Origin of the sequence: Corynebacterium sp. 045007 (assembly GCF_040743205.1) — a bacterium.
Classification (GTDB): domain Bacteria; phylum Actinomycetota; class Actinomycetes; order Mycobacteriales; family Mycobacteriaceae; genus Corynebacterium; species Corynebacterium jeikeium_D.
The window spans coordinates 40,021-64,082 of the sequence record NZ_JBFLKW010000009.1 but is presented as its reverse complement, the minus strand read 5'-3'; the positions used below and the strand labels follow the sequence as shown (position 1 = coordinate 64,082).

Genomic DNA, 24,062 nt, shown 5'->3' with positions numbered 1-24,062 from the left:
GCTCTGGTGTATGCGCTAGCCCCGCTCGGGGTAGCGCACGAGGAGATCGTTGCCGATGACTGCGCCGTCGTTGAGCGTTGCCTCGCTCACCTTCGCCCCGGCTGCACCCAGGCCCATAATGTGGCCAACCTCGTCACCGTGGGCGATGAGGTGGTCGGCGATGATACGCCGGTGGCAGCGCCACCACACCGCCTCGGAGCACATGATCGCGGTGGGAGTTTCGGCTGCGTTCGCCCGTAGCTGCGAGATCGCGTCGGAGAACTCCTCGCCCAGCGCATGGTCGGCGTAATTGTGGAAACTGCGGTTACGCCAGTTGCCGTTAACCTCAAACGGCACCGAGTGGGACACGTTGCGCCGTCCGGTTAGGCCCTCGCTTCTGCTGTAAGTGATGCCACATGTGGGAAGGTGTTCGGCAAGGTGGTCGCCGTTGAACCACGGGTACTTCCTGGACCCGGGCAGCTTGCGCACATCCACGATGGATGCCACACCGGCCGCCTTGATCATTTCAGCGAAGTCCTCGAACTCGAGGTTGGAGTGGCCCACGGTGAAAATGCGCATGTCACCAATGCTACGCGCCAAGCGATTACACTCACATCGGCTTCACGAATGAGAAGGTGACTTTGCAACGACACGTCGTGGAGTTTAAGTGCAACGTGTAAAGGTTTTTCAAGCGTCGCGCGATGGGGATGTGGACCCACGATTGCAGGGTCGACTGCGACGGAGTGACCATTGTCTGGCTCAGCCAAGCTATTGACTCTGCGATGCCGCGGGTGCGCCATCAGACTCTTCATGCTGAATGCGTGCGGCATGCAGTCGGGCGTGGGCGATGGCGTCGAGAGTGTTGTCGAAGACGTGATTCTCGTGCGCAAGTTGGTCGAATACGCCGAGTTCGCGCAACACCGGAATATGTTCGGGCTTCGTGGCTGCGAGCAGGACCCTGGTACCGCGGCGTTCGAGGCGCCCAATCGTGTCGGCGAGCATCTGGGCGCCGGTGGCGTCGATCGTCGTAACGTAGCGCATGCGGAGCACGACAACCTTGACCGACGAGACATCAGCTAGCTCGAGGAGGAAATCGTGCGCTGCACCAAAGAAGAGGGGGCCTTCCATACGGAAGGCGGCGATGTGCTCGTCGAGAAGCTCACGCTCCTTGTCGCGGTGGTCTCCCTCGTCTAGCGGGGCGGCCTCTAATACCGCCGTGCGGGCGGTATCGCGCAGTGCGAAGAAGCCCGCCATAACGAGGCCGATGAGCACGGCGACTACAAGATCGAACACGACGGTGGCGGCAGCCGTGATGAGCAGGGTCGCCCCGTCGCCCTTGGTGGCGCGTATCACCGAGCGGAGGTTCCGCGGGTGGATCATCTGAATCGCAGTGGCGATGAGCACGCCGGCGAGCGCGGCGAGAGGAATCTCGCCCACCCACCGAGCCGCGACGAGTACGGCGACGAGCAGGAGCAGCGAATGGAACACCGCTGCCAGGCGTGTGCCTGCGCCTGCCCGCACATTGACGGCAGTTCGGGCAATCGCGGCGGTCGCGGGAATCCCGCCGAACAGGGGCGCGACGACGTTGGCCACGCCCTGTCCGAAGAGCTCGCGGTCGGGATCGTGCCGGTCGCCAACAGTCATTGCGTCGGCAACCGTCGCAGATAGTAACGATTCCAACGCGCCGAGAGCTGCGACGGCGACTGCTGCCAACAGAAGCGAATCCAGGTGCTCCCACGGGATCTGTGGCCAGCGCGGGGCAGGCAACGTCGACGGGATGTACCCGATTGTCTTCAGGCCGCTGTCTGCCAGCATGTTGATGGCCGTCGCGGCAGCTACCAACACCAGCGCCGCGGGGAAGCCGCTACGAACGCGCGCAGCAAGCACGATTCCAGCCGCCACCGCAATGGTCATCACGGGCGCCTGCCATGCCGGAGCGTCTAACCAAGCTTTGATCGAGCCCCACGCCAACCCGAGGACTTTCTCGCCGTCCACGTCAACACCGAGTGCTGCGGGCAGCTGTTGGAGGCCGATGATTAACGCAATACCGGCGGTGAAACCTTCGACGACAGGTAACGGCATGTACTTCATCGCTCGGCCAGCACCGGTGAACGCCAACACGAGCAGCATGAGCCCTGCCAGCACGCCGACGACGAGCACCCCATCGGCGCCATGGTTGGCCACGATGGGGATTAACACGACGGTCATTGCGCCGGTCGGGCCGCTTACCTGGACATTGCTACCGCCGAAGACCGCGGTCAGGATGCCCGCGACGATGGCCGTCGTAATTCCGGCCGCCGCACCGACACCGGACGCCACGCCGAAACCGAGCGCGAGGGGGAGTGCGACGAGGGCCACCATGAGGCCTGCCGAGAGGTCGCGTCCAATCGTCGCGCGGGACCAGTCCGAGCGGCGCGGCGCGAAACGCAGAGCACGGGACCGGATGTCCATCCTAGAGACGGCGGAGGAGGGGCGGGTCATGCTACTTTCTTGCTCCTTCAGGGCTCAATGACACTCAAAGGATACACAAGATGTCATCCTCCGACGGTTACATTCCCGGTTCTGGCCGAGGCCTTATGTCGGCGGAATAAAACTTCCTGACCTGGCGGGAGTTCGCTGGAGCGTTGTCGCGGTGCTTGGAGTGACGCGTGTGAGCCGGTGTCCGAAGAGCAGGTAGCCCAGGAGAACCGGTACCAGTGTCATACAGAGCGCGACACCACTGCTCATGGGTCGGGCCTGACGGCGGGCTGGGGGGGGGGCGAGGGCCGGCTACCGGATCCGGGCTTTCGCGGCGACGAGCAGCAGGGCGGCGTGGTCGACTTCGCCGTTTTTGATCTCGCGATTGAGCTTGTGTAGCACCACGGGGCAGCGCAGGCAGCGGATGCCGGATTTGCAGCACTTCTTCTTTGGCGTCATCGCAGCCAGTTTGAAGGGGTCCTTGCCGGCGAGCTTTTTCGCGGCTTTGGCCTCGGCCTTCGAGTATTCGGGCAGACGTAGCGAGGTCGTCGCCGCAGCCTTTTTCTTGGCTTTGGCGGAGTCCTTCTTCTTGCCCTTGTGGCCTTTCTTGCCCTTGGCCATGCGCGTTCCCTTCGTCGCGAATTTTCCCGAATTAGGTTAGCGTCACCTCATGCGATGTGGGGAGGCGTGGGTGCCTGGCGGGTGTAATTGGGTGTTGCTTGACGACGGCTTGCTTGTCGGCCAGTGTCGCAGCGGTAAATGACGGCCAAAGGACGCAAAATCGACCAAAACGACTCAGGTCTGTTTGCTTTGGCCTGCGGAAATGGCGAGCGGTAGTGAGTTGTTTCGGCGACGGGCGCTCCTCGGCGTGCAGGAGTTCATTGTGCGACAGATTGGACAGCATCACCCTGGCCGCTGGGCCGATGTCACCGCTGTCAAAGCCCGAGCCCATTAACACGAAGCATGCATAGACGGCGTTACAACCCGAGAAACACTCGGCCCGTGTGCGACCACCTGGGGGAGGCACCTGCGGGATTCTGGCGTGATCACCAGTCCTCGAAGGTCAACTCAATCCGTACTCGTACTTTGATTGAGAAGGCGGATATGGTTGTCGTCCGTTTCGGCGACCAGTACAAGCAGTGGAACGCAGCTTTCGACGCGGGCTACTGTGCTGCGCTGGACTAGCCGTACATCACGCTTCACGGTGAGGACATTGTCCACCCGCTCAAGGAAGTTGATGCTGCGGCTCAGGCGTGGTGGACGACGACCGACCAGGTTGTAGAGATTCTGCGCTATGTGCTCAAGGCGTAAGGTCTGCAGAATTAGGAGCCAAGACAAAGGGCGACTCCGGTAGACAATTCCGAAGTCGCCCTTTGCTTAGTCAACACTGCGCGGGACAAACCGGACAGCAACAAGCCTGCTAGGAGATTGCGAAGCCAGATGCTGGTCCTGGCTTTTCGACGGGCTCGCCAGCCTCGTCGACCATCCAGTCAATTTCCAGCTCCAGCTCGCGCTCAATGCCAGCGCGCTTTCGGGAATCGACAACTTCCATCGTGGTATTAAACGATGTTGGCATGGTCATCGTCACCGCGGACTTGCCAGTGCCGAGAGTCATTTCCCCGGCGCGGATGCGAGCCACCAGCGTCTCCAGCAAATCAGCGAGCTCGTCGCGACTGAAGCTTGCCTTGCTCTTCACCAACTTTTGATTCTTCGGGGGCGTAATCTTTTTAGGTTTCGGTGCCATGTCTTTACTTACCTTTCCAGCCGTGTCGGTATTTGTGCCGCGTGGAGAATCGGCCGTCACTCCACACTGTTTTTGAAGATGCTCTAGAGGGCTTTCAGGAAGCCTGCCCATCTCCATTATCCCAATAAAAAGTTGTTTTTACCAGGGGTAATAATAAGAGGCTAGAAATTTCAATAGGTAGGTTATAAATTGTGGAAAATCCTTACGCTATGCTCTGGAGTGCAAGGTTAGTGCAAGGTCCTGAGTGTCTTAGGTGAAGAGCGCTAGTAACGGCGCCCTTCGTCAGTGCTTCAAGTGTGTCGACCGACAGCAATAGGGGAGGAGTAAGCGTCACGTGGTGTCACCTGACAACATCCTGATGTACCTTCTGCCTGAGCAAGAGGCGCAGGTTAAAGAGATCTTTGCGCAACTGGCAGAGCGTGGATTCCCGCAGCAGAATCAAAAGCCCCACATCACTGTGACTTTTGCGCCGACTATGAGACCGAAGGTAGTCCAACGAGCAGCCGAGATTCTCCCACCGCTTATGCCTGCGGAGTTCCGCAGGGTAGGAACGGTAGTGTTCGGCACAAAGAGTAAACAGACCGTCGCATGGTTATTAGAAGCAAGCGATGAGCTGGAAGAGGCTGCTCGCGCAATCAGTCGTCTCAACCCTGACGGCCGCGGCTCCCGCTGGATTCCGCACCTGACCATGGGCCTGAGAATTCCGCGGGATATTGTGCCGGACTATGTGCGCGCACTTGACGAAATAACGAACCCGCACTTTAAAACTCTCAATGCGCCACGAGCTGCGTTCTGGAGTCCCAAAGTGCAGGAATTAACGGAGTTCTAGGGAGACTCCAGTACTTGTGCTGCTGTTCCTCAGCGATTGCGTCCCGCTATTTCGTAAAAACTGTGGTTTCAGAAAACAGTAGGCTGAGAAGAAAAACTAAGCGGCGTCCATAATCTTCTTTGCCTGGGCATCGAAGACCTCCAAGGCGCGCTTCTTTGCCGCTTCCTTAGACTCCGGAGTTGCCTCTGGAATCTGCATGGGATCCGTCGTGTTTTCCATGTTGCCAGTTGGTACATCCGGAGTCGGGGCGGCGGACACCATTACCATTACGCCATTGACGATCCCGACAATGTCGTAGCTGGTGGCCGTAGTATCCGTGCCACCGGCGTTGATGTTCGCACTGGTCTCGTGTGCAGTGAACTCAGCTGGCTTGACGGAAAGATTTGGCTCCCACTTTTCTCGGTGCAGTTTCATTGTGGTCGTCATGTCCATGTCATTAAACATGTCCTGCATCTCAGGAGAAATCTCCTGACCTTCCATGGAGTCTTTCAGAATGTCGGAAGCATCCATCGTAGCCGTCACGTCGGAGCACTTTTCGAGGCTGTCCTCGTACTTCTGGTACGCCTCAGGATTCTTCAATATCGAGACGCTGACAGTGACGTTCTCTTCCTTAATGTCCGTGTAAGCGCCGGCAGCATTCTCCAATTCCTCAGTTGAGTTGGTGAAAGTGGCGCATTCGGCCGGTTCAAACTTCATGGAATCTTCCGAAAACATCTCCATGGCATCTTTGAACCCGGTGATCTTGTTTCTGGAGAAGTCCGCCCCTTGAACTTCATTTGTGAGCAGGAGCTGATCTTCGGCTGCAGCAGGAGCTGACCCATCTGCTTTCGTCATCTTGCTGGTCGACTCTTTGCCTGCCTCACCACCGGCATTGCTGCTTTCTTCCCCCGAGCCACATGCGGTGAGCAGGGCGGCGCTTGTGCAACCTGCGACAACGGTTGCCGCAATTTTCTTCCACATTCCAGAGCTGCGCTGCTTCATGATTCCTCATTCCATCGAGCTGAATTTCAACAACCTATGCAACCCGCCCAGGAGCCCTGGGCCGGAGCCAACCTTTTGTGAAAGAAAGAATACAAGAGCTCGCCTCGGCACGCTTCCCAATATCAAGAATTTCAGTCGCGTCTGCTTTACGACGCTCCGTCGGACCTCACCGCAGACTGTGCAACCTTTGCCACGGGGTACGTGGATACCAACGCAATAATCGCACCGAAGATGAAAACGGGCACGAACCCGAACTTCGGTGCCGCGAAGGAAATAACAAAAGGAGCGAAGAAACCAACATAGGTCAGCGAATAGTAGATAGCAGTCGCAGCGCCCAGCTCGGCAGGCGGTGCGATAATTTGCACTTCGCGGAGGCCGGAGACCATCATCACGCCGTACGCGGCACCGAGGGCCAGAGCAGCGGGGAAAACGCTCCACACATTCTGGGTGAGTGCGACGATAAGGCTGAGCAGCATTCCGACCGTCGTTAAGCCAAGACCGAAAATAGCTGGCGGGATAAAGCTGCTGGAACTGATGCGAGTGACCAGTGGTTGCACCAGAACACCGGTGCCCATCGTAAGGCAGGCGATGAGTCCTGCGAAGGCGATGGGGTAGCGGGATTCGGCGATTGTCGGCAGGACGACGAAGGATGTGCATGCAGCGCCGAAGACCCACGGTGCCCAAGCGGCGACTGCCCACAGGAACCTCGGGCTTAGAGTGGCGGAGGAGAAGAACCGTTGCGGAGAGTCGCTGTGCCCTGCCGCCGGTAATCCGCCGGAGGCGTTCCATGTCAGTGGTGTGATGCTAAGCAACAGTGCGAGATGAACAAGATAGGGGATGACATCAGGGCGCGGAGTGAATTCTGCGACCAACCCTGAAGCCAGGGGGCCGAGGGAGAATCCGGCGGAGAGTGCAACGGTTGCGCGCCGGGCAGAAATTTGAGGTGCGACGGGTACAATTTCTTTGATCCACGAGGCACCGGCGGCCATTACCATGCCCGTCGAAATGCCGATGATAAGACGTCCTACCAGAAGTGATGGGAAGTGGAACCAGATGCCGGTGAGTAGGACGGCTGAGCCAACGGCAGAGGTTATGAGTGCAGGCCGGATGATGGCGCGACGGCCGAGCCGGTCGGAAAGTGGGCCGCAGATGAGTAGTGCGGGGATGAGTCCTGCGACGTAGATGGCGAAGAGAAAGGTGACCTGGGACTGGTTGAGAGCATCGGTTATTCGATACGCGGGCAGGAGTGGTGCGAAGAGGTTGGCTCCAAACGCAACCGCGAACATGCCCAGGGCTACCCGAATCCAGTCTCGTATCACGGTTGCCTCCTGAGGGCTCTCATCTGTGGGGATAGAACAGTGTGGTAACAACAATAGGCCAGCTAACAAACGCTAGCTGGCCTATTGAGTCACTCGGGTTGCTTACCCAAGTTAGTCGCCCTAGTTATTGGCGGCGCCGAAAAACGCGGTAATCGGCGAGAAGAATCCCTTGGACTTCTTTGACTTCTTAGCTGCCTTAGTCCTGCCAAGAATACGCTCAGAGATGCGGTCGGTAAGAACCCCTACCAGCTTGCCGCTGCTGACGACGGGCAACTCGCTGCGACGCCCGTCGATAAGCTGGCGAGCCCTGATGGCAGCTGGATCCTCGGGCTTGACGAAGACCTTCACAGGAGCGCCGACGGTGTTCATATAGGCATCGCGGTCGGCGTATTCGCGGAGTTCCTTCAGCGTAATGTCGCTGGTCAGGTAGCCTTCATCGTCGACGAGGAAGACACAGGTATCGTCATCGAGACGAGCAAATTCAGCTGCGTAGGTGCTCAGTGCCTCACCGACAGTGATGTCCTCCGGCAGCGCAATGTAAGAATCCGTCATGTGCATGCTTACGGTGTCAGGCAGGAGGCTGTACGGGCTGATTGAAGATTTCGGCTTGAAGAAGTTGGCGATGGTGTTCTGTGTCTGTGTCATTGTGGATCCTTTTCCAGGTATCCCAGCTCCTTTGCTAGGAGGGAATTTCTGTTGATTGAAAAATTATGGCTCCTTCGCCTAAGAGTGTTGGCAATGTAATACCGTAACTAAAGGTGGCCACTTCAGATGGACCCTTGCCTCGGGAGTCGTTCGAAACTCTCGATAAAGTGGAGGGCAGCGGCCTATGTAGATATAGGAGCCTTACCTAACGAGGTTGTTCGCTACGCAAAGGTTAACACAAGGTTACGTACGCAGTAAAGAGGAATGAACGAAAAGCTTCCTAAAGGTGGCGGAAGCTACAAGCCCATGAACTCTAGAATTGCTGGCCATTCGGCATCGGCTTGCGCCCGGCCGAGCTCGTAGTTGTGTATCAGCTTCGACCGCTTCCGCTCCGCCTTTGTGATGCTCATATTATTTGCGTAGAAAACATATGCTTGGCCTTTTCGTTCAAGCTCAGCAGCCCAATCGAGGGAGGCGTTGTAGCGCTCGTGCCTGGTGATAAGTAGCTCAGCCACCACCGGGTTACTGCGGAAAATCTGCCGCAGCAGCTGTGGGCGCTTAGGGGCGGTGCGGCGGAATCCCTTCGGACGGGTCAGAACGATGAGGAACTTCTTAAAGCCGTCGGCTTCTGCGGCATCGATTGGGATACCGCCTGATGATCCCAGTGCACCGTCGACGAAGGGAACGCCATCAATATAGGGCATACGCATGACGCCCGGAATCGTCGAACTGGCGCGAGTGTACTTCATCAGCGTGGGTAGATCTGGGATATTGTCCGGCCCCCAGTTGATGGTCTCGCCCGTATCCGCTCGGACAGCAGAAATCCGGTAGGGAGTTGGATTGTTCTTAAAAGTCTCGTAATCCAGGGGCATGGCGCCGTCGGGAAGTCCCGCGTCTTCATAGATGTACTCGGCATCGAAATAGCCGCGCCCGCGCAACATTGGGCGCCAGCCACTGCTGTCCGGCTGCGCGATGAAGTCAGTGAAGCTATTTATAGAGCGCTGGATATCCCGGGAAAGGTAATTGACCACGTGAGAGGCGCCGGCGCTTACGCCACCGACCCAGCCGACATCGATGCTCTCGCGAAGTAGCCGCTCGACGAAAGGTGCCGTGTAACTATTGCGAGTCCCTCCGCCCTCGAAGACTAATGCCACATCGCTGACCTGCATTTACATCCCTCCGGTTGTTCTCGCGCTGCTGCCTTTCGGGCGTTACGATCGTTCAAGACTACCCGAACGTCACCATATTGGATTTCGGTTAGCGCAGTTTACGGCGCATCCTGGAGGATGACTGGCAGCAGCCCCTCGCCCATATCTGGGTTCGGCAGTACGCCCTCCGGGTCGTAGAACAAGATCTCCTTGCCGTCATGGCTCAGACGTCGCATCGCTTCCAGAATCAACGTGCGTCCCACCGGGTTGACAATGCCAACGCGGCTGACGTCGAAGACAACTTCGCTTTCCGACGGTGTGGAAGTCGCCAACCTGTTGAGAATGATCTCGGCCGCAGTGAAGTTGACTGGGCCCTGAATCTCGATGATCGAGCGGCCATTGCTGACGCGCGTACCGCGCAGCGCACGCGAACCAATCGCATCGGCATCCATGAGATGAAGACCCAAATCTTCGGAGAGCTTCCGGAAGATGGCAATGCTGCGGACGCTGTTGCCGTGGTCGTTCAATCGCGGCGAAAAGGCTGCAAGACCCGCCTGTCCAGGCAGCGCTCCCAGCAAGCCGCCGGCGACACCGCTCTTGGCGGGAATCCCGACCTCGGTAAACCATTCACCGGCCTCGTCATACATGCCGGCAATAGCCATCACGGACAAGACTCTGCGAACAACCGAGCGGCCGAGCACAGTCTGATTGGTGACCGGGTTAACGCCACCGTTGGCCAACACTGCGGTCATCATGGCGACATCGCGAGTGTTGACCAGCACGGAGCACTGTGCGGTGTAGCCGCGGACAGCATCGTGGGGCGTGGTTTCGATGAAACCGTAAGCTGCCAGCATATGTGCGATGGACATGTTTCGATGGGCAGTGTCCATTTCGCATTCATAGGCATCGTAGTCAACGCGGAGCTTACGGCCAGCCAAAGTTGAGAGAAGCTCCACCATGTGCTTGGTGCGAGTCTTCCAGTTGGCACCTGGCTGGCATACGAACTGGTTGATGGTCAGTGCACCGACATTAATCATCGGATTCTTTGGTCGGTGCGTGCCCTGCTCCAGCGACAGCTCGTTGAAGGCCTCACCGGAAGGTTCGGTGCCCACAATGCTGTCGATTTTGTCTGTGCCGTGCTCGGTGATGGCTGCGGCATAAGCGAAGGGCTTGGACATCGACTGAATGGTGAATTCAGTATCGGTGTCGCCCGTGGCGTAGGTGCGACCTGACACGGTGGTCATAGCAAGTGCCAGGCGGTCGGGATTAGCTTGGGCAAGGGTGGGAATATAGTCCGCTACCTCGCCAGACTCATCGGGGCGGACGGATTCGACGATTTCGGACAAGTAATCTTTGATCGGCGTTTTCATCAGATTCTGCTAAGCATCTTTCCTGGGCTGAAAAATCCCGGTTGAGTCAATGGAGTCCCGTTCGAACCTACACCAGGCGAGGCCGGTCACTGATGCTCACCTCTGTGCACTCTCACCGTGCGTGCAGGAAAAATCGGCTTATCCTGGGGTGTGTGAAATTCCTCAACAATCAGTCCGCGCCCTACGAGTTGACCTACAGCGATGTCTTCATGGTGCCGTCGAAGTCATCCGTCGGCTCTCGTATGGGCGTCGATTTGTCCACCAATGATGGCACCGGCACAACCATTCCGATTGTGGTCTCCAATATGACGGCCATTTCCGGGCGCCGGATGGCCGAAACCACAGCTCGCCGAGGCGGAATTGCCATCCTGCCGCAGGACGTCCCAGCTGACATTGCCGCTGAGACCATCCGCAAGGTCAAGTCCGCTGGGCTGGTTTTCGACACTCCGATCGTCGTCAAGCCTCACCACACCGCGGGGTATGCGCGCCATCTTCTGCCGAAGCGCGCGCACGGTGCGGCAGTGGTGGTGGAAGACAACAAACCGGTTGGGCTGATTACCGGCCGTGATCTGGCGGGCGTTGACAACTTTGCGCAGGTGGGGACGCTCATGTCCACTTCGCTATTTACGCTTCCGGCCGATATTGAGCCCCGTGACGCTTTCGACCAGCTCACTGCTTCCGGGCGCAAACTCGCTCCAGTGGTGGACGCCGATGGCGCGCTGGTGGGTATTCTCACGCGTAAGGGCGCGCTGCGTGCGACGCTTTACAAGCCCGCTGTCGACGCTGAGGGCAAGCTGCGCGTCGGTGCGGCGCTTGGCATCAACGGTGATGTTGAAGGGCGCGCGAAGACACTGCTCGACGCAGGTGCCGACGTGCTCGTTGTCGATACCGCCCACGGTCATCAGGAATCGATGCTCCGTGCTTTACGACGAGTCCGCGCGCTCAACCCACCTGTGCCAATTGCCGCTGGCAATGTCGTGACCGCCAATGGTGTTCGCGACCTAGCGGAGGCGGGAGCCGACATTATTAAGGTCGGCGTCGGTCCGGGTGCGATGTGCACAACCCGAATGCAGACCGGAGTTGGGCGTCCACAGTTTTCTGCCGTGCTCGAATGCGCTGCAGCTGCCCGTGAATGCGGCGTGCATGTCTGGGCTGATGGTGGAGTGAAGGACCCTCGCGATGTTGCGCTTGCGTTGGCTGCGGGTGCGTCCAACGTGATGATTGGTTCGTGGTTTGCCGGTACCTTCGAGTCCCCAGGTGATGTCCAAAAGGACGTCGACGGGCGCATGTTCAAGGAGTCGTTTGGCATGGCTTCACACCGTGCGGTGGAGAGCCGAAATGCACAGGTAGAGGCCTTTGAGAAGGCCCGGCGCGAGATGTTCGAAGAGGGCATCTCGACTGCGAAAATCTACCTGGAGCCAGGCCGCGAAGGCGTGGAGGACCAGATCGATCGCATTATCTCGGGCGTACGTTCTTCGTTCACATACGCGGGTTCGGCCACCATCGAGCAGTTCGCTGAGCGGGCAGTGGTGGGAATTCAATCCGCTGCGGGCTTTGCGGAAGGAATGCCGAGGGCGACGCGGTAGCCGTCGTCAAGCCTCTCGGGGCTAAGCCGACTAGCGGTGCTGCGGGCCAATTGGTAGGTATGTAAAGACGTTGTTAGGACGTGTTTAGTACCACGTGCAAGATTGGGGAGGGGCTGGCGATTATGGGTCGGCAGGTAAGAGAAAACAGTGCTGTAACGGAGTCTGGATTGGTAGCAGGAAACGGTGCTAGAGCAGGAAGCGGGAACGCATTTTTCGCCCGCGCCCGCGTTACTGATTCCGATTTGTGCCCGTGTGGTGGGGGACTCTACGGGCAGTGCTGTGGCCCGCTGCACCGCGGTGAGCGGGAGGCAGTGACCGCAGCTGAGCTGATGGCAGCGAGGTACAGCGCTTACGCTGCCCACGAGGCGGACTACATCTGGCGGACGTGGCATCCGCGCTACCGCCCGGAAGTTATCAATGTCGATGACGGTGTGGAATGGGAAGGACTCACCATCATCAACGCTGTCGATGGCGGCGAGGATGACCGCGAAGGCATCGTGGAATTTGAAGCGGCCTTTCATGACCATGACGGTGTCGGCACGATGCACGAGCGTTCCCGTTTTGTTCGTCGTGCGCGACGTTGGGTCTACGTCGACGGCGAGGTCACGTACTCCTAAGCGTCAGACTTGTTGTGCTTGCCGTGGCCGAATGGCAGCACGGCGACAATCGCCACAATGATTGCGCCCCAGATGGCGCCGAAAATCAGTGAGCCGGTGGTGTTGGCCAACCAGCCGAGGAAGCCGCCGGTAAACAGCTGCTCAAGGTTGTGGACCAGCTGGTAGGGGAGATGCCAGCCCAGCTCGTCGAGGCCGACCACCATGATGTGGCCACCGACCCACAACATGGCAAACGTGCCGATAATGCCGATTGTGTTCAGAACGATTGGCATGGCTTTGACCAGTGTCGTACCAAACTTGCTGATACCGGCTGACTTCTTGGACTGCAGGTGCAGGCCAATGTCATCAATCTTGACCAAGAAGCCCACTACGCCGTAGACCGCAAGCGTGATGATGAGTGCCACCACAATAAGAATCAGCGCGCGATTGAGTAGTGGCTGATTAGCGACCTCATTGAGAGAAATCACCATGATTTCCGCAGAGAGAATCAAGTCTGTGAAAATTGCAGACTTCACCAGGGAATCTTCATTCTGTGGTGTGCGGTTGGTCGCCGCCTCCATCCGCTCCTGCTCAGTCTGATCGGGAGAGATTCGGTGCTTAATCTTCTCCCAGACCTTTTCCATGCCCTCAAAGCACAGGTAGGAGCCACCGAGCATCAAAATCGGCGTCAGCGCCCAGGGCAGAAACTGACTTAGCAGCAATGCAATCGGCAGAATAATGACAATTTTATTGACCAAGGAGCCCTTGGCGATACGCCAAATAATCGGCAGCTCGCGTTTCGGCGAGACACCCTCGACGAATTTAGGTGTCACCGCAGCGTCGTCAACCACAACACCGGCGGCTTTAGCGCTAGCTTTGCCGGCCGCAGCCGCAATATCGTCTGTTGTTGCCGCTGCAGCGCGTGCAATCGTGGCAACGTCGTCAAGCAGCGCGACAAGTCCGCCTGCCATAAAAACCTCCCGTATTGGAGGACGCGACCAGGAGCCGTCGTCGTATCAAAGAATTACCGGAGCAATTTTAACCGCTTTCCCGGATTGACTCTGTGTTGTCGGTAGGGCGTCGATGTCCGGTCGATAGTTCACGTGCTCCTCTGAACGTGGGCACGTGGCAAGATATAGGCCATGAACGCTTCCTTCTCCGAAATCTACCGACAGGTCAATGCGGACAACTCGGATAACGCTGGCACCGAGGCAGACACCAGCAATGACGCCCACTCCGAGGAACAGCAGCGCCCGGCGCGTCCCCGCATGGCACTGGTAGTCGTCGACGCTCAGAATGATTTTTCCGCGGGTGGCGCACTTGCCGTCGACGGTGCTGAGGCAGCGTACACCGCTACATATCTGCATGTTGCGGGCACAGCTAACAAGTACTCGGTTCTTGCGACCACCCGTGACAATCACATCGACCCAGGCACGCACTTCTCTGAAACCCCGGATTTCGTCGATACCTGGCCGAAACACTGTGTTGCAGGTACCCCGGGCGCAGAGATTCACCCCGGCATGCAGCGCGCCATCGCGTTTTTTGAGCAGCTCAACCCCGCTGCTGTGCGTATCGATGTCACAAAAGGGGAGTACGCCGCCGCCTACTCCGGTTTCGAGGGAACAACGGAGGCTGGCGTTTCGCTTGCCGACGCTCTCCGCGCCTCTGACATCGAAGAAATCGATGTGGTGGGAGTTGCGACTGACCACTGCGTCCGCGCCACAGTGCTCGATGGCCTCAAGGAGGGCTTTTCCGTTCGTGTTCTGAGCAATCAGGTCGCGGCGGTGGACCCGGAGCGCGGCAAGGCTGCACTAGCGGAATTGGCCGCGGCGGGCGCGACAGTGGTGTAGTGCTGCGACGCTGACCGTCAAACAATCCGCCTAGCCGCTTAGCTAGGCGCCTCGGCAGCCGCCTAGTTAAAAGTCACCATATCCAGGTCGACCTCGCGGAGGTGGCGGTGGTTGGACGCTGTTTCCACATAACGCCCTGCATGGGCGATGAAGCCCTCTGCTTCCTCGGCGGAGAGTTCACGACGCACCTTGGCGGGAACGCCTGCAGCCAGCGACCTGGGGTCGATAATCTGATCTTCCAACACCACGGCACCTGCAGCAATGAGGCTGCCAGCGCCGATACGGGAACGCGAAAGCAGGGTGGACTTCATGCCGATGAGGCAACCATTTTCAACCGTGGTGCCGTGGACCAAGGCCATGTGTCCGACGGTGACATCATCGCCGAGAATTGTGGGCACACCTCGGTCGACATGGACTGTGGAGTTGTCCTGAATATTGGTGCGCTGGCCGATGCGGATCGGTGCGACGTCTCCTCGGAGAACAGAACCGTAGAACACGGAGCTATCCGCACCGATTTCGACATCACCGATAATGACCGCGCCGGGCGCAATCCAGGCGCTGGAATGAATGCGTGGGGTCTTATCTTGGTAGGTGAGAATGAGCGGAGTGTTCATCATACAAACCAATATAACTGTCACCTGAGGTCAGCGTAAGAAAAATTCTCAGCGAAACTCTATTCGTCGAAGGGTGCAATTCTGCTTGGACGCGCCTACAGTGGGCGACATGATTTTTATCGTTGTGAATTACCAAGTTAAGCCGGAATTTGCCGACGAATGGATGGACCACGTCGCTGAGTTCACCGCTGCCACCCGCGCAGAGGCTGGCAACAAGTGGTTTGAATGGTCCCGCAGCGTAGAAGACCCCAACCAGTACATCCTCGTCGAGGCATTCGATGATGACGCTGGTGAAGCCCACGTCAATTCCGAGCACTTCGCCAAGGGCCTGGAGGCGATGAAGCCGCTGCTCGCTGAGACCCCGAAGATTGTCTCGCAGGTACTGCCAGATAAGCAGGACTGGGATCGCATGGGCGAGCTGCAGGTCGACTAATGTCCTCAGACACCATTCGCGATAGCGCAGCCGCTTCCAGCAGTGACACCTATTCTCTGATTGGGCGTGGCCTGCGTATTGGCTCCGCTGTGCTGGCCTCTGCTCTCGTCGTTGGTCTCAGTGCTTGTGGGGATAGCGATGAGGCAGCCCTGGAGGGTAGCCAAAATCAGTCAAGCCAGGAGCAGAGTGCTGTTGCCTCCACTGCCGCCATTCGGGATAACTTGGCTCAGCTGGCGGCAGATACTGCGGCGCTGAAGAAAGCATCGCAGACACTAATTGCAAAGGAATCGGTCTCGGAAGAGACTCGAAAGATTGCGCAGCAGGCGGAGCCAATCTTTGCTGAAGAGGAAGCGCAGCTAGTCAAGACTCTCGGCGTCGATGTTGATCCGTCGGAGACCAAGCTCGACACCGCCACCATGACTCGCCTCGAGAACGAGGAGGGGCCACACGCAGATATGGCTTATCTGACGTTGATGGAAGGCAGCCTGGATAAGATGCTCGGACAGTGGGAAGAGCTGGAAAAGCATGGCGGAAACGACCTGCAAGAGTTGGCACGCTCTTCTCAGCAGCAGCTGGAAGATATTCAGCAGGCGCTGGAAAAACGTATGCAGTACTAGCCGCTGCCCAAAGCTCGTGGGGGGGGGAAATTCAAGTAAAAAGTCCTGCAAAGCGTGCCCGGGGAACCGGGGAAGTGAGTAGCGTGTAAATAAAGCCAGTGCGCTGTGATCGTCGTCAAGCGAATGCGCACTCGGATGAAGCACAATGCTGGCTAATAACCCAGAGTAGAAGGTAGGAAAACACGCCAATGGCAAATAGTATCTCGCGAGTAGGTATCGTCGGCGCCGGTCAGATGGGCTCCGGAATTATTGAGGTCTGTGCGAAGGCCGGTAGCGATGTCAAGGTCTGGGAGGCCAAGGAGGAGTTCCTTGAGTCCGGTCGCGCCCGTATTGAAAAGTCACTGGATAAGGCCGTTTCCCGTGGCAAGCTAGAGCAGTCTGCACGTGATGAGATTCTGGGACGTATTAGCTTCACCACCAAGCTGGAAGACTTCGCTGACCGTGAGCTGGTCATCGAGGCCATCGTGGAGAACCCGGAAGTAAAGGCCAGCGTCTTCTCGCAGCTCGATGAGATTGTTGAGTCGGACGATGCCATCCTGGCTTCCAACACCTCCTCGCTGCCGATTCAGTCCATTGCCGCAGCCACCAAGCGTCCGGAGCGCGTCATGGGTCTGCACTTCTTCAACCCGGTGCCCGTTCTGCCTCTGGTAGAGCATGTCGTTACTCTGACGACCGGTGATGTTCAGTCGGAGCGTGCGTACGAGTACGCTTCCGAGGCGCTGGGCAAGACCGTCATTCGCGCTAAGGATCGCTCGGGCTTCATTGTTAACGCCCTGCTGGTTCCGTACATCCTCGGCGCTATCCGCATGCTGCAGGACGGCATTGCTACCGCAGAAGACATCGATGCCGGAATGGTCAATGGCTGTGCGCACCCGATGGGTCCGCTGACTCTGGCCGACATGGTTGGTCTGGACACCATCAAGTTCATTGCCGATGCCATGTTCGATGAGTACAAGGAGCCGACTTACGCGGCACCTCCGCTGCTCAAGCGCATGGTTGAGGCGGGTCACTTCGGCCGCAAGTCCGGCCGTGGCTTCTACGACTACTCCAAGTAGTCCACGCTTTTAGCCCCGTTTGGGGCGAGTATTGAATTCTTACCGGTTGACGGGCTTTTATCCCGCCAACCGGTTTCTTTTATGCATTTATCAGTGAAAATCCGGAGTCTGAGGGGGAAAGTTCCCACGATTGGCCCTAGCATTTTGAAAACTTGTTTCTTTTCAACGCGCCGAAACCTCACAGTGCGCTTAACATAAGTGAAGATTTTGTCAGACCTTGGCTTATAGAGCACTTCACAACTGGTGCCTCCCACGCAGCAATCTGGAAAGGAATGCTTCAGTGTCTTCTTTGAAGCCGCACAAGCGCACTGCAACACGTACTCGCGTCGGCGCTGCTACCGCAGCAATGGCAGTTGTAATGGGGCTTACACCGGCAACGGCCGTGGCAGCTCCGGTCAACCCGTTGGCCGAGCTCGGCAACCGCCTGGACTCTGTTTCTGATCTTCCAGCTAATGTGGCCGCTCCAGGGGGAATCAAGCTCCCCGGCGGTGGCTTCGAGGTCCCGGATTCCATCTCGCTGCCGTCATCTTCCGGTGAAAACACCGACCCGAATGCGCCGAAGCCAACCTCGTATCGCCCGGACCAGATTGCACGCGCGTACCCGTCGGATGCCGCCACCGATAACTGGTTCTACTTCTACGTTGTGCATCCTTTCGTGGAGCTGGAGAAGAACCACCCAGAGGTTATGGACCAGAACCTCGAAACGGTCGTCCGCATTAACAACGCTGCCAAGAATGACCCGCAGGCACAGGAACTCGCTCTTGATGACGACTACCTGGACCCACTGGCCAATATTTCCACTGCTTTCGGTGCAAACCTGGGCCAGCACTTCCGTGATGCCTACGACGAGGATCGCCTGCCGAAGGTAAAGGCCCTGCTGTCCGGCAACCTTGCTCGCGGCGGCGGTCTGGTCAGCTCGACCTTCTTCGAGAAGTACGTCTACGGCTACGATCGCCCGTTTGTGGTGGCGCCGGAGCGCATCGAGCGCTACTACCGCGAAGGTCAGGACGACCCGTACTCGACCACCCCGTCCTACCCGTCGGGCCACACCAACAAGGCTGCATGGACTTCAACCATGCTGGCTATGATGCTGCCGGAGGTTGCACCGCAGATTCAGGCGCGTGCGTCCGAGGCTGGTCATTCTCGCCTTGTCATGGGCGTCCACTACCCGCTGGACGTTATGGGCGGCCGCATGATGGGCAACCAGGCCGCAGCTGATCGTTGGGCAGACCCAGAGTTCCGCCCACTCATCGAAGAAGCCATGGATGAGCTGCGTACGGAGCTCGAGTACCGCTGTGGCGACACCATCGCCAACTGCGTTGCCAAGGACACTCCGTACATGAGCACCGCAGCTGCCGTTCAGCAGTACACCGAACGCATGACCTACGACTTCAAGCAGGTTGGCCCGGCTAACGAGCCAGTTGTTGTTCCGAAGCGTTACGCAGGTTTGCTGGAGACCCGCTTCCCGCAGCTGACTGAGGAACAGCGCAGCTCCGTCCTCGCTCAGACCGCAATCCCATCCGGCTACCCGCTCGATCGCACTGACGGTGAGGGCCAGCACGTTCGCATGAACCTGGCTCGCGCTCTGGCCGCCAACGTTGTTGTCAACGCCGACGGCAGCGTCACTGTCACCAACTAAAACGTCAACTACAAGCGCAGGGCCGCGTCAAGACGGTCCAGGGCCTCACCGAGGATTTCCGGGGAGGTCGCAAAGTTAAGCCGCACATGCCCAACCCCGCCTTCGCCGAATGCGAAGCCGGGGTTGAGTGCTATTTTGGCGTTTTCAACCAGCCACGCAGCTGGGTCCTCACTGTCAACACCAGGCACGTCACCCAAGTCCAACCACGCCAAAAATGATGCTTGCGGTGGGGTAAAGCGAGCCTGTGGCGCAATAGTGGACAAACGTGTTCGCAGAGTCTCACGGTTGGTGCGCAGGACATCGACAAAATTGTCCAGCCAGGGCACGCCATCGCGGTAGGCGGCGGTGGCCGCGGCGACACCAAGAATAGAAGCGCCTTCGCGAACAATGAAGGGCAGCTCCAGCCAGGTTTTGGCATCTTCGTCGTTAAAGATGATTTGCGCACACTTGAGGCCGGCGGTATTCCAGCCCTTCGAGGTAGCAGTCACCGTGATAGTCACGGCCGCCGCGGTATCCGACACCGACGCGGTTGGAGTGTGAGTGCCATCTAGAACAACTGGGCCGTGAATCTCGTCTGAGATAACGCGCGCACCAAAGCGAGCGGCTAAATCGGTAATCTCACGCAGTTTTTCGGGGGAGTAGGTAAAGCCGAGAGGATTATTCGGGTTACACAAGATCAGGCAACCGGCACCGTCGGCGAAGGCGCGTTCGAGGGCGCCGAGATCCGGGCCGTCGGCAAGCGTGGGAATGCACACTGTCTCGCGTCCCAGCGCGGGACCTACCTGGAAAAACGGCATGTAGGCGGGAGTGGGGACGACAATTGCGGAATCGGGGCGGGTGAAGCGTTCAACCGCGAGTGTGACACCGCGGACGACGTCAGCGACGGCAAAGATATTGTCGGGGTTCGGGCGCCATCCGTAGCGTTGTGCAGAAAAGTCCGCGGTTGCGGTCGTAAGCGCGGTGATGTCCTGCGAGAGGTATCCGAATTGTTCGCGCTGACACGCCTCGTCGATTGCGGCACTGACGGCAGGGCAGGTTGTGGCATCGGATTCGGCGATCCACAGTGGCAGCACGTCCGGTGAATATGCGGTCCATTTGACTGTCCTGCGGGAGCGGAGTTCATCGAGGGAGGGGAAAGTGACAGCGTTATTTACACTCATAGTTTCCGTGTATACAGAAAAAGCGGGAAGTCCGAAGACCCCTGCTTTAACCAGTAGCTACGGCCGCATCAGAAGCAGCCGCGGCAATGGCCAGCGCTAGGCCAGCCCCAGTGCCTCCTGAGCAGCTGGCAGGGCAGCTTCGCGATCAGCCTTGACCAGCCCCAGACGTGTGCGGCGATCGAGAATATCGTCGACGCTGAGAGCTCCCTCGTGCGTCACATGCCAGGCGAACTCGGCGCGGGTGACATCGAGACCCTCCGCTACCGGGTCGAGCGGTCGGTCGAGCGGACAGGATTCGATGACCTCGAAGGATTCGGCACCGTAGCGGTTAAACAGCGGCATCGGGATACGGCCGGCAGCGGCAGCGGTGCGAGCGCGGTCGAGCTCCTCTGGCTCGGAGCCCAGCACAGGGATGGTGCGGGTGGAGCACGGAGCAAGCGAAACACCGAGCTTTTCCGCAACCTTGTCCACGGTTTGCTCCGCCATTAGACGGTACTCGGTGAGCTTGCCCCCAGTAATGGAAATCAGGCCGTTCGGGGCCTCCAACAAGGCGTGCTCGCGGGAGAGGTCAGCGGTGTGTGCCTCGCCGGCGTCGATGAGCGGACGCAGGCCGGCGAAAGCACCGATGACATCGTCACGAGTGAGCGGAACCTCGAGTGCCTGGTTGATGACATCGAGCAGAAAAACGATGTCATCCTCCGGCACTTCCGGCTCGTCCGGAATCGGGCCCGGTGCATCCTCATCGGTCAGGCCAATGTAGACGCGGTTGTGCTCTGCGGGAAGGACAAAACAGAAACGGTTGGTGTGACCAGGAACCGGTACCGTCAGAGAGCCGGTAGGGTTGCCTAGCTTCGCGGCGTCAAGAACCAGATGCGTGCCGCGAGATGGGCGAATCTTGATGTTCGTCGCTAGGTTTGCGGCCCACACACCAGTGGCATTGACCACAGCGTGAGCCGGCAGCTCGAAGGAATCGCCAGTGAGCTCGTCGCTTAGTGTGGCGCTCGTTCCAGAGGCAGTCTCGCAGCGGACCCGGGTCAAGATAGTTGCACCGTAGCTAGCGGCGGTTCGAGCGATAGCGGTGACCAAGCGTGCGTCGTCACGCAGCTGACCGTCGTAGTTGACGTAGCCGAATTTCACGTCGCGCTTACGGACGGTCGGCGAAAGCTGGCTGACTCGGCGGGAACTGACAGTGCGGGACAATGGCAGGGTAGTGGCGGAGGTACCAGCGATAATGCGCAGAAAGTCACCGGCCAAAAAGCCTAAACGCGGCAAAACCCTGGTCAACGGTGCAAAGTTATCCATCACCGGTACAACCTGCGGCAGGTTACGCACTAGGTGCGGAGCGGTGACGTCGAGCAGCGCACCACGTTCAATAGCTGAGCGGCGAGCGATACCGACATTGCCGCTGGCAAGGTAGCGCAAGCCCCCGTGGGCGAGCTTCGATGACCAACGAGAGGTGCCGAAAGCTAGGTCCTTCGATTCGACGAGAACGGTCGTCAAACCCCTCGACGCCGCATCTAAAGCGATGCCGACACCAGTAATACCGGCGCCGATGACCAGCAGATCTGGGATGTCGCCCTTAACGGTCTCTTCGCGTAGACGATTCAAGTCCGCTTGCCGACGAGCCTTGTTCAAAACCGCAGCTGAGCGATCGCGCTGAGGAGCGTGCGTGGCAGTCATAGTCTTTCTTCCTCGACTTTCCCGAAGACGGTAATAGTGATGAAACTATCTGGCGTAAGTGATGAAGTTGTGGAGTGCGTAGTGAGTGTGAACTATTTCGGGCGTACCCCATTGCAAGGCGCTTAGAAATAGACTAAGTTGTTCATTATCAACGACCGGCACGGATATTGATTCAAGAAATCTTTCTTAGTTGCGAATCATTTCCCGGGATTACAAGGAAGGAGACACCTCGATGGCTATGCACCCAGCGTCCAACCGCTCTGAGTCCATGAACCGAGCTTTCGCTGCTATTGCACCATCGCTGCAGATGTGTTGCTGCTGTCTCCAGTCCGTGCCACCCCAGACAGGTCGTAACTAGAAAAGCACGCTTAGGTATTTAAAACGCCACGCTGTTTGCGGTCGCACGGACGAAATCGCACCGATTGAGCCGACCATCCCACTATCCGGGCATCTTCGCTTGGAATCCCAGGAAGAAGCGACAGCGACAATGACCGCAGCACTTGAATCTTTTACCCTTGACGATTACGTTTCACTGTTTATTTATGACGGCCCGACGTCACCGGAAATCTACGCTAGCGAACTGGTTAGTCTAGCTCGCTAGCCGAAGCCGACAGCAACAGGGTTAAATCGTGTTGCCGTCGTAACGCTCTTCCAGGGAGCGCGGACCGGTAGCCAACTTGCCCGGGTTGAGGATGCCAGCCGGGTCGAGTTCGTCCTTAATTGCGCGCATGACCTTGGCGAACAACTCGGTGTTCTCCTCGTAGTACTGCGGGCTGTGATCCTGGCCAATGCCATGGTGGTGCGTGATGGTGCCGCCGAAGTTCATCATGGCCTCTGATGCCGCAGTCTTGATGTCCATCCACTGCTGGAGGATCTCGCCCTCGGTCTCGCGGAAGAAGTACGTGAAGTACAGCGAGCAGCCGGATTCGTACATGTGCGAGATGTGGCAGAAGACGTACACCGGGGTGCCGTGCTTCTCGCCAGCGGCTTCCATTGCGGAGGCGATTTCGCGGCGCAGTGTAGCGGCGTTATCCCAGGTGGTGGCGGTCTCCAGGGTGTCGACGCCGACGCGGCGAGTCATCATGACATCGCGCAGGTACGGCGAGGAGAAGCGGTGGTTAACCCAAGCCATGCCCGGGATGGAGCCCATGCGGACGCACTTCTTGGTCAGCAGGCGGGCGGCCAGGCGCTCACGGGTGACGCGGGCGCCGACCGGATCAGTCTGTGCGAAGCCAAAAATCACCATGCACGGAGTGTCGATGCCACGTAGCTTCAGGTACTTTGTGACCTTCTCGGACATGCTGGCAGAGCCAAGCTGAGTGAGGCCGAACAGCGTCTCCTTCTCGTCGGAGATGCGCGCTAGGTGCGGGATATTGCCGCTCTGCTCCAGCTTACGCAGCTCCTCGGCGGCTTCCTCAAAGGAGTTGAAGAAGTAGGTGTCGAAGAGCATCTCCTTTTGTGGACGCTGATTCAGGGCAATCGTCACATGCGTGATGATGCCGAGGGTGCCCTCCGAGCCCAGGAAAAGCTCACGCGGGTTCGGGCCGGATGCTGACGACGGCATGTCGCGGAATTCCATGGTGCCGGCTGGCGTGACGACGCGCATGCCAATCACGTTGCGGTCGATACGACCGTAACCAGAGGATTCCTGGCCTGCCGAGCGGCAGGAAACCCAACCGCCGACAGTGGAATACTCGAAGGACTGCGGGAAGTGACCAGCGGTGAAGCCGGCCTTGGACAGCTCCTTTTCCAGGTCGGGGCCGAAAACGCCGGTCTGGGCGGTGACAGTGCCAGCGACTTTGTCGATGTCGATGATCTTGTTAAAGGCGGTCATGGACACTGCGATGGCCTTACCCATGCCTCCGTCAACAGCCTCCACACCGCCGACGACCGAGGTGCCACCGCCAAAGGGGACGACTGCAATCTTGCGCTCAGCGCATACCTTGAACAGGTCCTCGATATGCTTTTCAGTTTTCGGTAGCACTACAGCATCTGGGGCGACATCGAGCTTGGCTGCGCGAAGGCGAACCAGGTCGGGGTAGGAGCGTCCGACCGCGTGCTTGACGCGGGTGTCGTGGTCGGTGGCGACGGCATCCGCGCCGACAACAGCGCCCAGGGCTTCGATGTCTTCGGTGCTGAGGCGACTATTGGGGATGGTGACGTCGGCGATGTTGCGCGGCGGGTTGTTTGCGTCCAGCGACATGCCGATTTCGCGCTGCAGTAGCTTCTCGCTGGCCGTGGTGATTGGCTTGTCGTTGCCGTCAACACCCCAGCCCCACCAGCGCATGCGGTACGGAATCGTGAGCTTGTTAGACATCCTGAGCTTCTCCTTGGGCATCGGTGCTGCGAGTCTGAACTGC

General features: G+C 58.5%; 22 protein-coding genes and 1 pseudogene. 9 read left to right on the top strand and 14 right to left on the bottom strand.

From position 1 onward, the window contains the following. Positions 1 to 15: 15 nt before the first annotated feature. From AB1Z34_RS06270 to AB1Z34_RS06260, 3 genes are all read right to left on the bottom strand, one after another. A complete protein-coding gene (locus AB1Z34_RS06270) occupies positions 16 to 558 on the bottom strand; it encodes a DUF488 family protein (RefSeq protein ID WP_042389435.1) in 543 nt (180 codons plus the stop codon). A 189-nt stretch (positions 559 to 747) separates the two neighbouring features. Continuing rightward, positions 748 to 2,460 carry a SulP family inorganic anion transporter gene (locus AB1Z34_RS06265; RefSeq protein WP_367158076.1) on the bottom strand — a complete coding sequence of 571 codons (1,713 nt, stop codon included), beginning with the start codon at positions 2,458 to 2,460 and terminating at the stop codon, positions 748 to 750. A 288-nt stretch (positions 2,461 to 2,748) separates the two neighbouring features. Continuing rightward, positions 2,749 to 3,057, bottom strand: coding sequence for a hypothetical protein (locus AB1Z34_RS06260; protein WP_201844439.1), 309 nt, complete (start codon positions 3,055 to 3,057; stop codon positions 2,749 to 2,751). Between the two features lie 387 nt (positions 3,058 to 3,444). On the opposite strand from AB1Z34_RS06260, the pseudogene AB1Z34_RS06255 reads away from it, so the two are divergent. Next, positions 3,445 to 3,747: pseudogene (locus tag AB1Z34_RS06255) on the top strand (YtoQ family protein); the annotation flags it as partial. A gap of 109 nt (positions 3,748 to 3,856) precedes the next feature. Here the strand turns inward: AB1Z34_RS06255 and AB1Z34_RS06250 are convergent. Beyond that, complete coding sequence (locus tag AB1Z34_RS06250; RefSeq protein WP_201844438.1) at positions 3,857 to 4,180, bottom strand: amphi-Trp domain-containing protein; 324 nt, start codon at positions 4,178 to 4,180, stop codon at positions 3,857 to 3,859. A 334-nt stretch (positions 4,181 to 4,514) separates the two neighbouring features. On the opposite strand from AB1Z34_RS06250, the gene AB1Z34_RS06245 reads away from it, so the two are divergent. After that, complete coding sequence (locus tag AB1Z34_RS06245) at positions 4,515 to 5,009, top strand: 2'-5' RNA ligase family protein (RefSeq protein WP_201844437.1); 495 nt, start codon at positions 4,515 to 4,517, stop codon at positions 5,007 to 5,009. Between the two features lie 96 nt (positions 5,010 to 5,105). Here the strand turns inward: AB1Z34_RS06245 and AB1Z34_RS06240 are convergent, their stop codons facing one another. The 5 genes from AB1Z34_RS06240 to AB1Z34_RS06220 form a co-directional block, all read right to left on the bottom strand. Next, positions 5,106 to 5,990 (bottom strand): hypothetical protein, encoded by an 885-nt coding sequence (locus AB1Z34_RS06240; RefSeq protein ID WP_367158075.1) that lies wholly within the window; start codon positions 5,988 to 5,990, stop codon positions 5,106 to 5,108. Positions 5,991 to 6,136: 146 nt separating this feature from the next. After that, positions 6,137 to 7,276 (bottom strand): MFS transporter, encoded by a 1,140-nt coding sequence (locus tag AB1Z34_RS06235; RefSeq protein ID WP_367158074.1) that lies wholly within the window; start codon positions 7,274 to 7,276, stop codon positions 6,137 to 6,139. Between the two features lie 153 nt (positions 7,277 to 7,429). Then, entirely contained in the window at positions 7,430 to 7,954 is a 525-nt protein-coding gene (locus tag AB1Z34_RS06230) for a CBS domain-containing protein (RefSeq protein ID WP_069359254.1), read from the bottom strand. Positions 7,955 to 8,250: 296 nt separating this feature from the next. Continuing rightward, positions 8,251 to 9,123, bottom strand: coding sequence for a patatin family protein (locus AB1Z34_RS06225; RefSeq protein WP_367158072.1), 873 nt, complete (start codon positions 9,121 to 9,123; stop codon positions 8,251 to 8,253). Positions 9,124 to 9,221: 98 nt separating this feature from the next. Next, the gene (locus AB1Z34_RS06220; protein ID WP_049189376.1) at positions 9,222 to 10,472 is read right to left on the bottom strand and encodes a glutaminase; all 1,251 of its coding nucleotides are present in this window, start codon (positions 10,470 to 10,472) and stop codon (positions 9,222 to 9,224) included. Between the two features lie 152 nt (positions 10,473 to 10,624). Between AB1Z34_RS06220 and AB1Z34_RS06215 the strand changes: the two genes are divergently transcribed. After that, positions 10,625 to 12,058: a GuaB1 family IMP dehydrogenase-related protein gene (locus tag AB1Z34_RS06215; RefSeq protein WP_005510682.1), complete on the top strand. Its 1,434-nt coding sequence runs from the start codon at positions 10,625 to 10,627 to the stop codon at positions 12,056 to 12,058. 80 nt (positions 12,059 to 12,138) lie between these two features. Further along, entirely contained in the window at positions 12,139 to 12,675 is a 537-nt protein-coding gene (locus tag AB1Z34_RS06210; protein ID WP_172954619.1) for a YchJ family metal-binding protein, read from the top strand. On the opposite strand, the gene AB1Z34_RS06205 is transcribed toward AB1Z34_RS06210, so the two are convergent. After that, positions 12,672 to 13,625, bottom strand: coding sequence for a DUF808 domain-containing protein (locus AB1Z34_RS06205; protein WP_367158071.1), 954 nt, complete (start codon positions 13,623 to 13,625; stop codon positions 12,672 to 12,674). The genes AB1Z34_RS06210 and AB1Z34_RS06205 overlap by 4 nt on opposite strands. Before the next feature lie 171 nt (positions 13,626 to 13,796). Here AB1Z34_RS06205 and AB1Z34_RS06200 point away from each other — a divergent pair, with 171 nt between their 5' ends. Continuing rightward, a complete protein-coding gene (locus AB1Z34_RS06200) occupies positions 13,797 to 14,504 on the top strand; it encodes an isochorismatase family protein (RefSeq protein WP_016423140.1) in 708 nt (235 codons plus the stop codon). A 62-nt stretch (positions 14,505 to 14,566) separates the two neighbouring features. Here the strand turns inward: AB1Z34_RS06200 and AB1Z34_RS06195 are convergent, their stop codons facing one another. Continuing rightward, positions 14,567 to 15,121 (bottom strand): gamma carbonic anhydrase family protein, encoded by a 555-nt coding sequence (locus AB1Z34_RS06195; protein ID WP_005510604.1) that lies wholly within the window; start codon positions 15,119 to 15,121, stop codon positions 14,567 to 14,569. Between the two features lie 106 nt (positions 15,122 to 15,227). Between AB1Z34_RS06195 and AB1Z34_RS06190 the strand changes: the two genes are divergently transcribed. The 4 genes from AB1Z34_RS06190 to AB1Z34_RS06175 all read left to right on the top strand — a co-directional run bounded on the left by AB1Z34_RS06190 (position 15,228) and on the right by AB1Z34_RS06175 (position 18,862). After that, positions 15,228 to 15,551, top strand: a complete 324-nt coding sequence (locus tag AB1Z34_RS06190) for a putative quinol monooxygenase (protein ID WP_038629105.1) — start codon at positions 15,228 to 15,230, stop codon at positions 15,549 to 15,551. After that, on the top strand, positions 15,551 to 16,168 hold the full coding sequence (locus tag AB1Z34_RS06185; RefSeq protein WP_048732750.1) for a hypothetical protein: 618 nt from the start codon (positions 15,551 to 15,553) through the stop codon (positions 16,166 to 16,168). Before AB1Z34_RS06190 ends, AB1Z34_RS06185 begins: the two co-directional genes overlap by 1 nt. Positions 16,169 to 16,356: 188 nt before the next feature. Next, positions 16,357 to 17,223 carry a 3-hydroxybutyryl-CoA dehydrogenase gene (locus AB1Z34_RS06180; protein WP_005510660.1) on the top strand — a complete coding sequence of 289 codons (867 nt, stop codon included), beginning with the start codon at positions 16,357 to 16,359 and terminating at the stop codon, positions 17,221 to 17,223. 280 nt (positions 17,224 to 17,503) lie between these two features. Beyond that, on the top strand, positions 17,504 to 18,862 hold the full coding sequence (locus tag AB1Z34_RS06175) for a phosphatase PAP2 family protein (protein WP_367158070.1): 1,359 nt from the start codon (positions 17,504 to 17,506) through the stop codon (positions 18,860 to 18,862). A gap of 8 nt (positions 18,863 to 18,870) precedes the next feature. Here the strand turns inward: AB1Z34_RS06175 and AB1Z34_RS06170 are convergent, their stop codons facing one another. From AB1Z34_RS06170 to AB1Z34_RS06160, 3 genes are all read right to left on the bottom strand, one after another. Further along, on the bottom strand, positions 18,871 to 20,022 hold the full coding sequence (locus AB1Z34_RS06170; protein ID WP_126108122.1) for an aminotransferase class I/II-fold pyridoxal phosphate-dependent enzyme: 1,152 nt from the start codon (positions 20,020 to 20,022) through the stop codon (positions 18,871 to 18,873). 96 nt (positions 20,023 to 20,118) lie between these two features. Next, complete coding sequence (locus tag AB1Z34_RS06165; RefSeq protein ID WP_049189384.1) at positions 20,119 to 21,702, bottom strand: glycerol-3-phosphate dehydrogenase/oxidase; 1,584 nt, start codon at positions 21,700 to 21,702, stop codon at positions 20,119 to 20,121. 622 nt (positions 21,703 to 22,324) lie between these two features. After that, entirely contained in the window at positions 22,325 to 24,019 is a 1,695-nt protein-coding gene (locus tag AB1Z34_RS06160; RefSeq protein WP_367158069.1) for an FAD-binding oxidoreductase, read from the bottom strand. Positions 24,020 to 24,062: the final 43 nt, after the last annotated feature.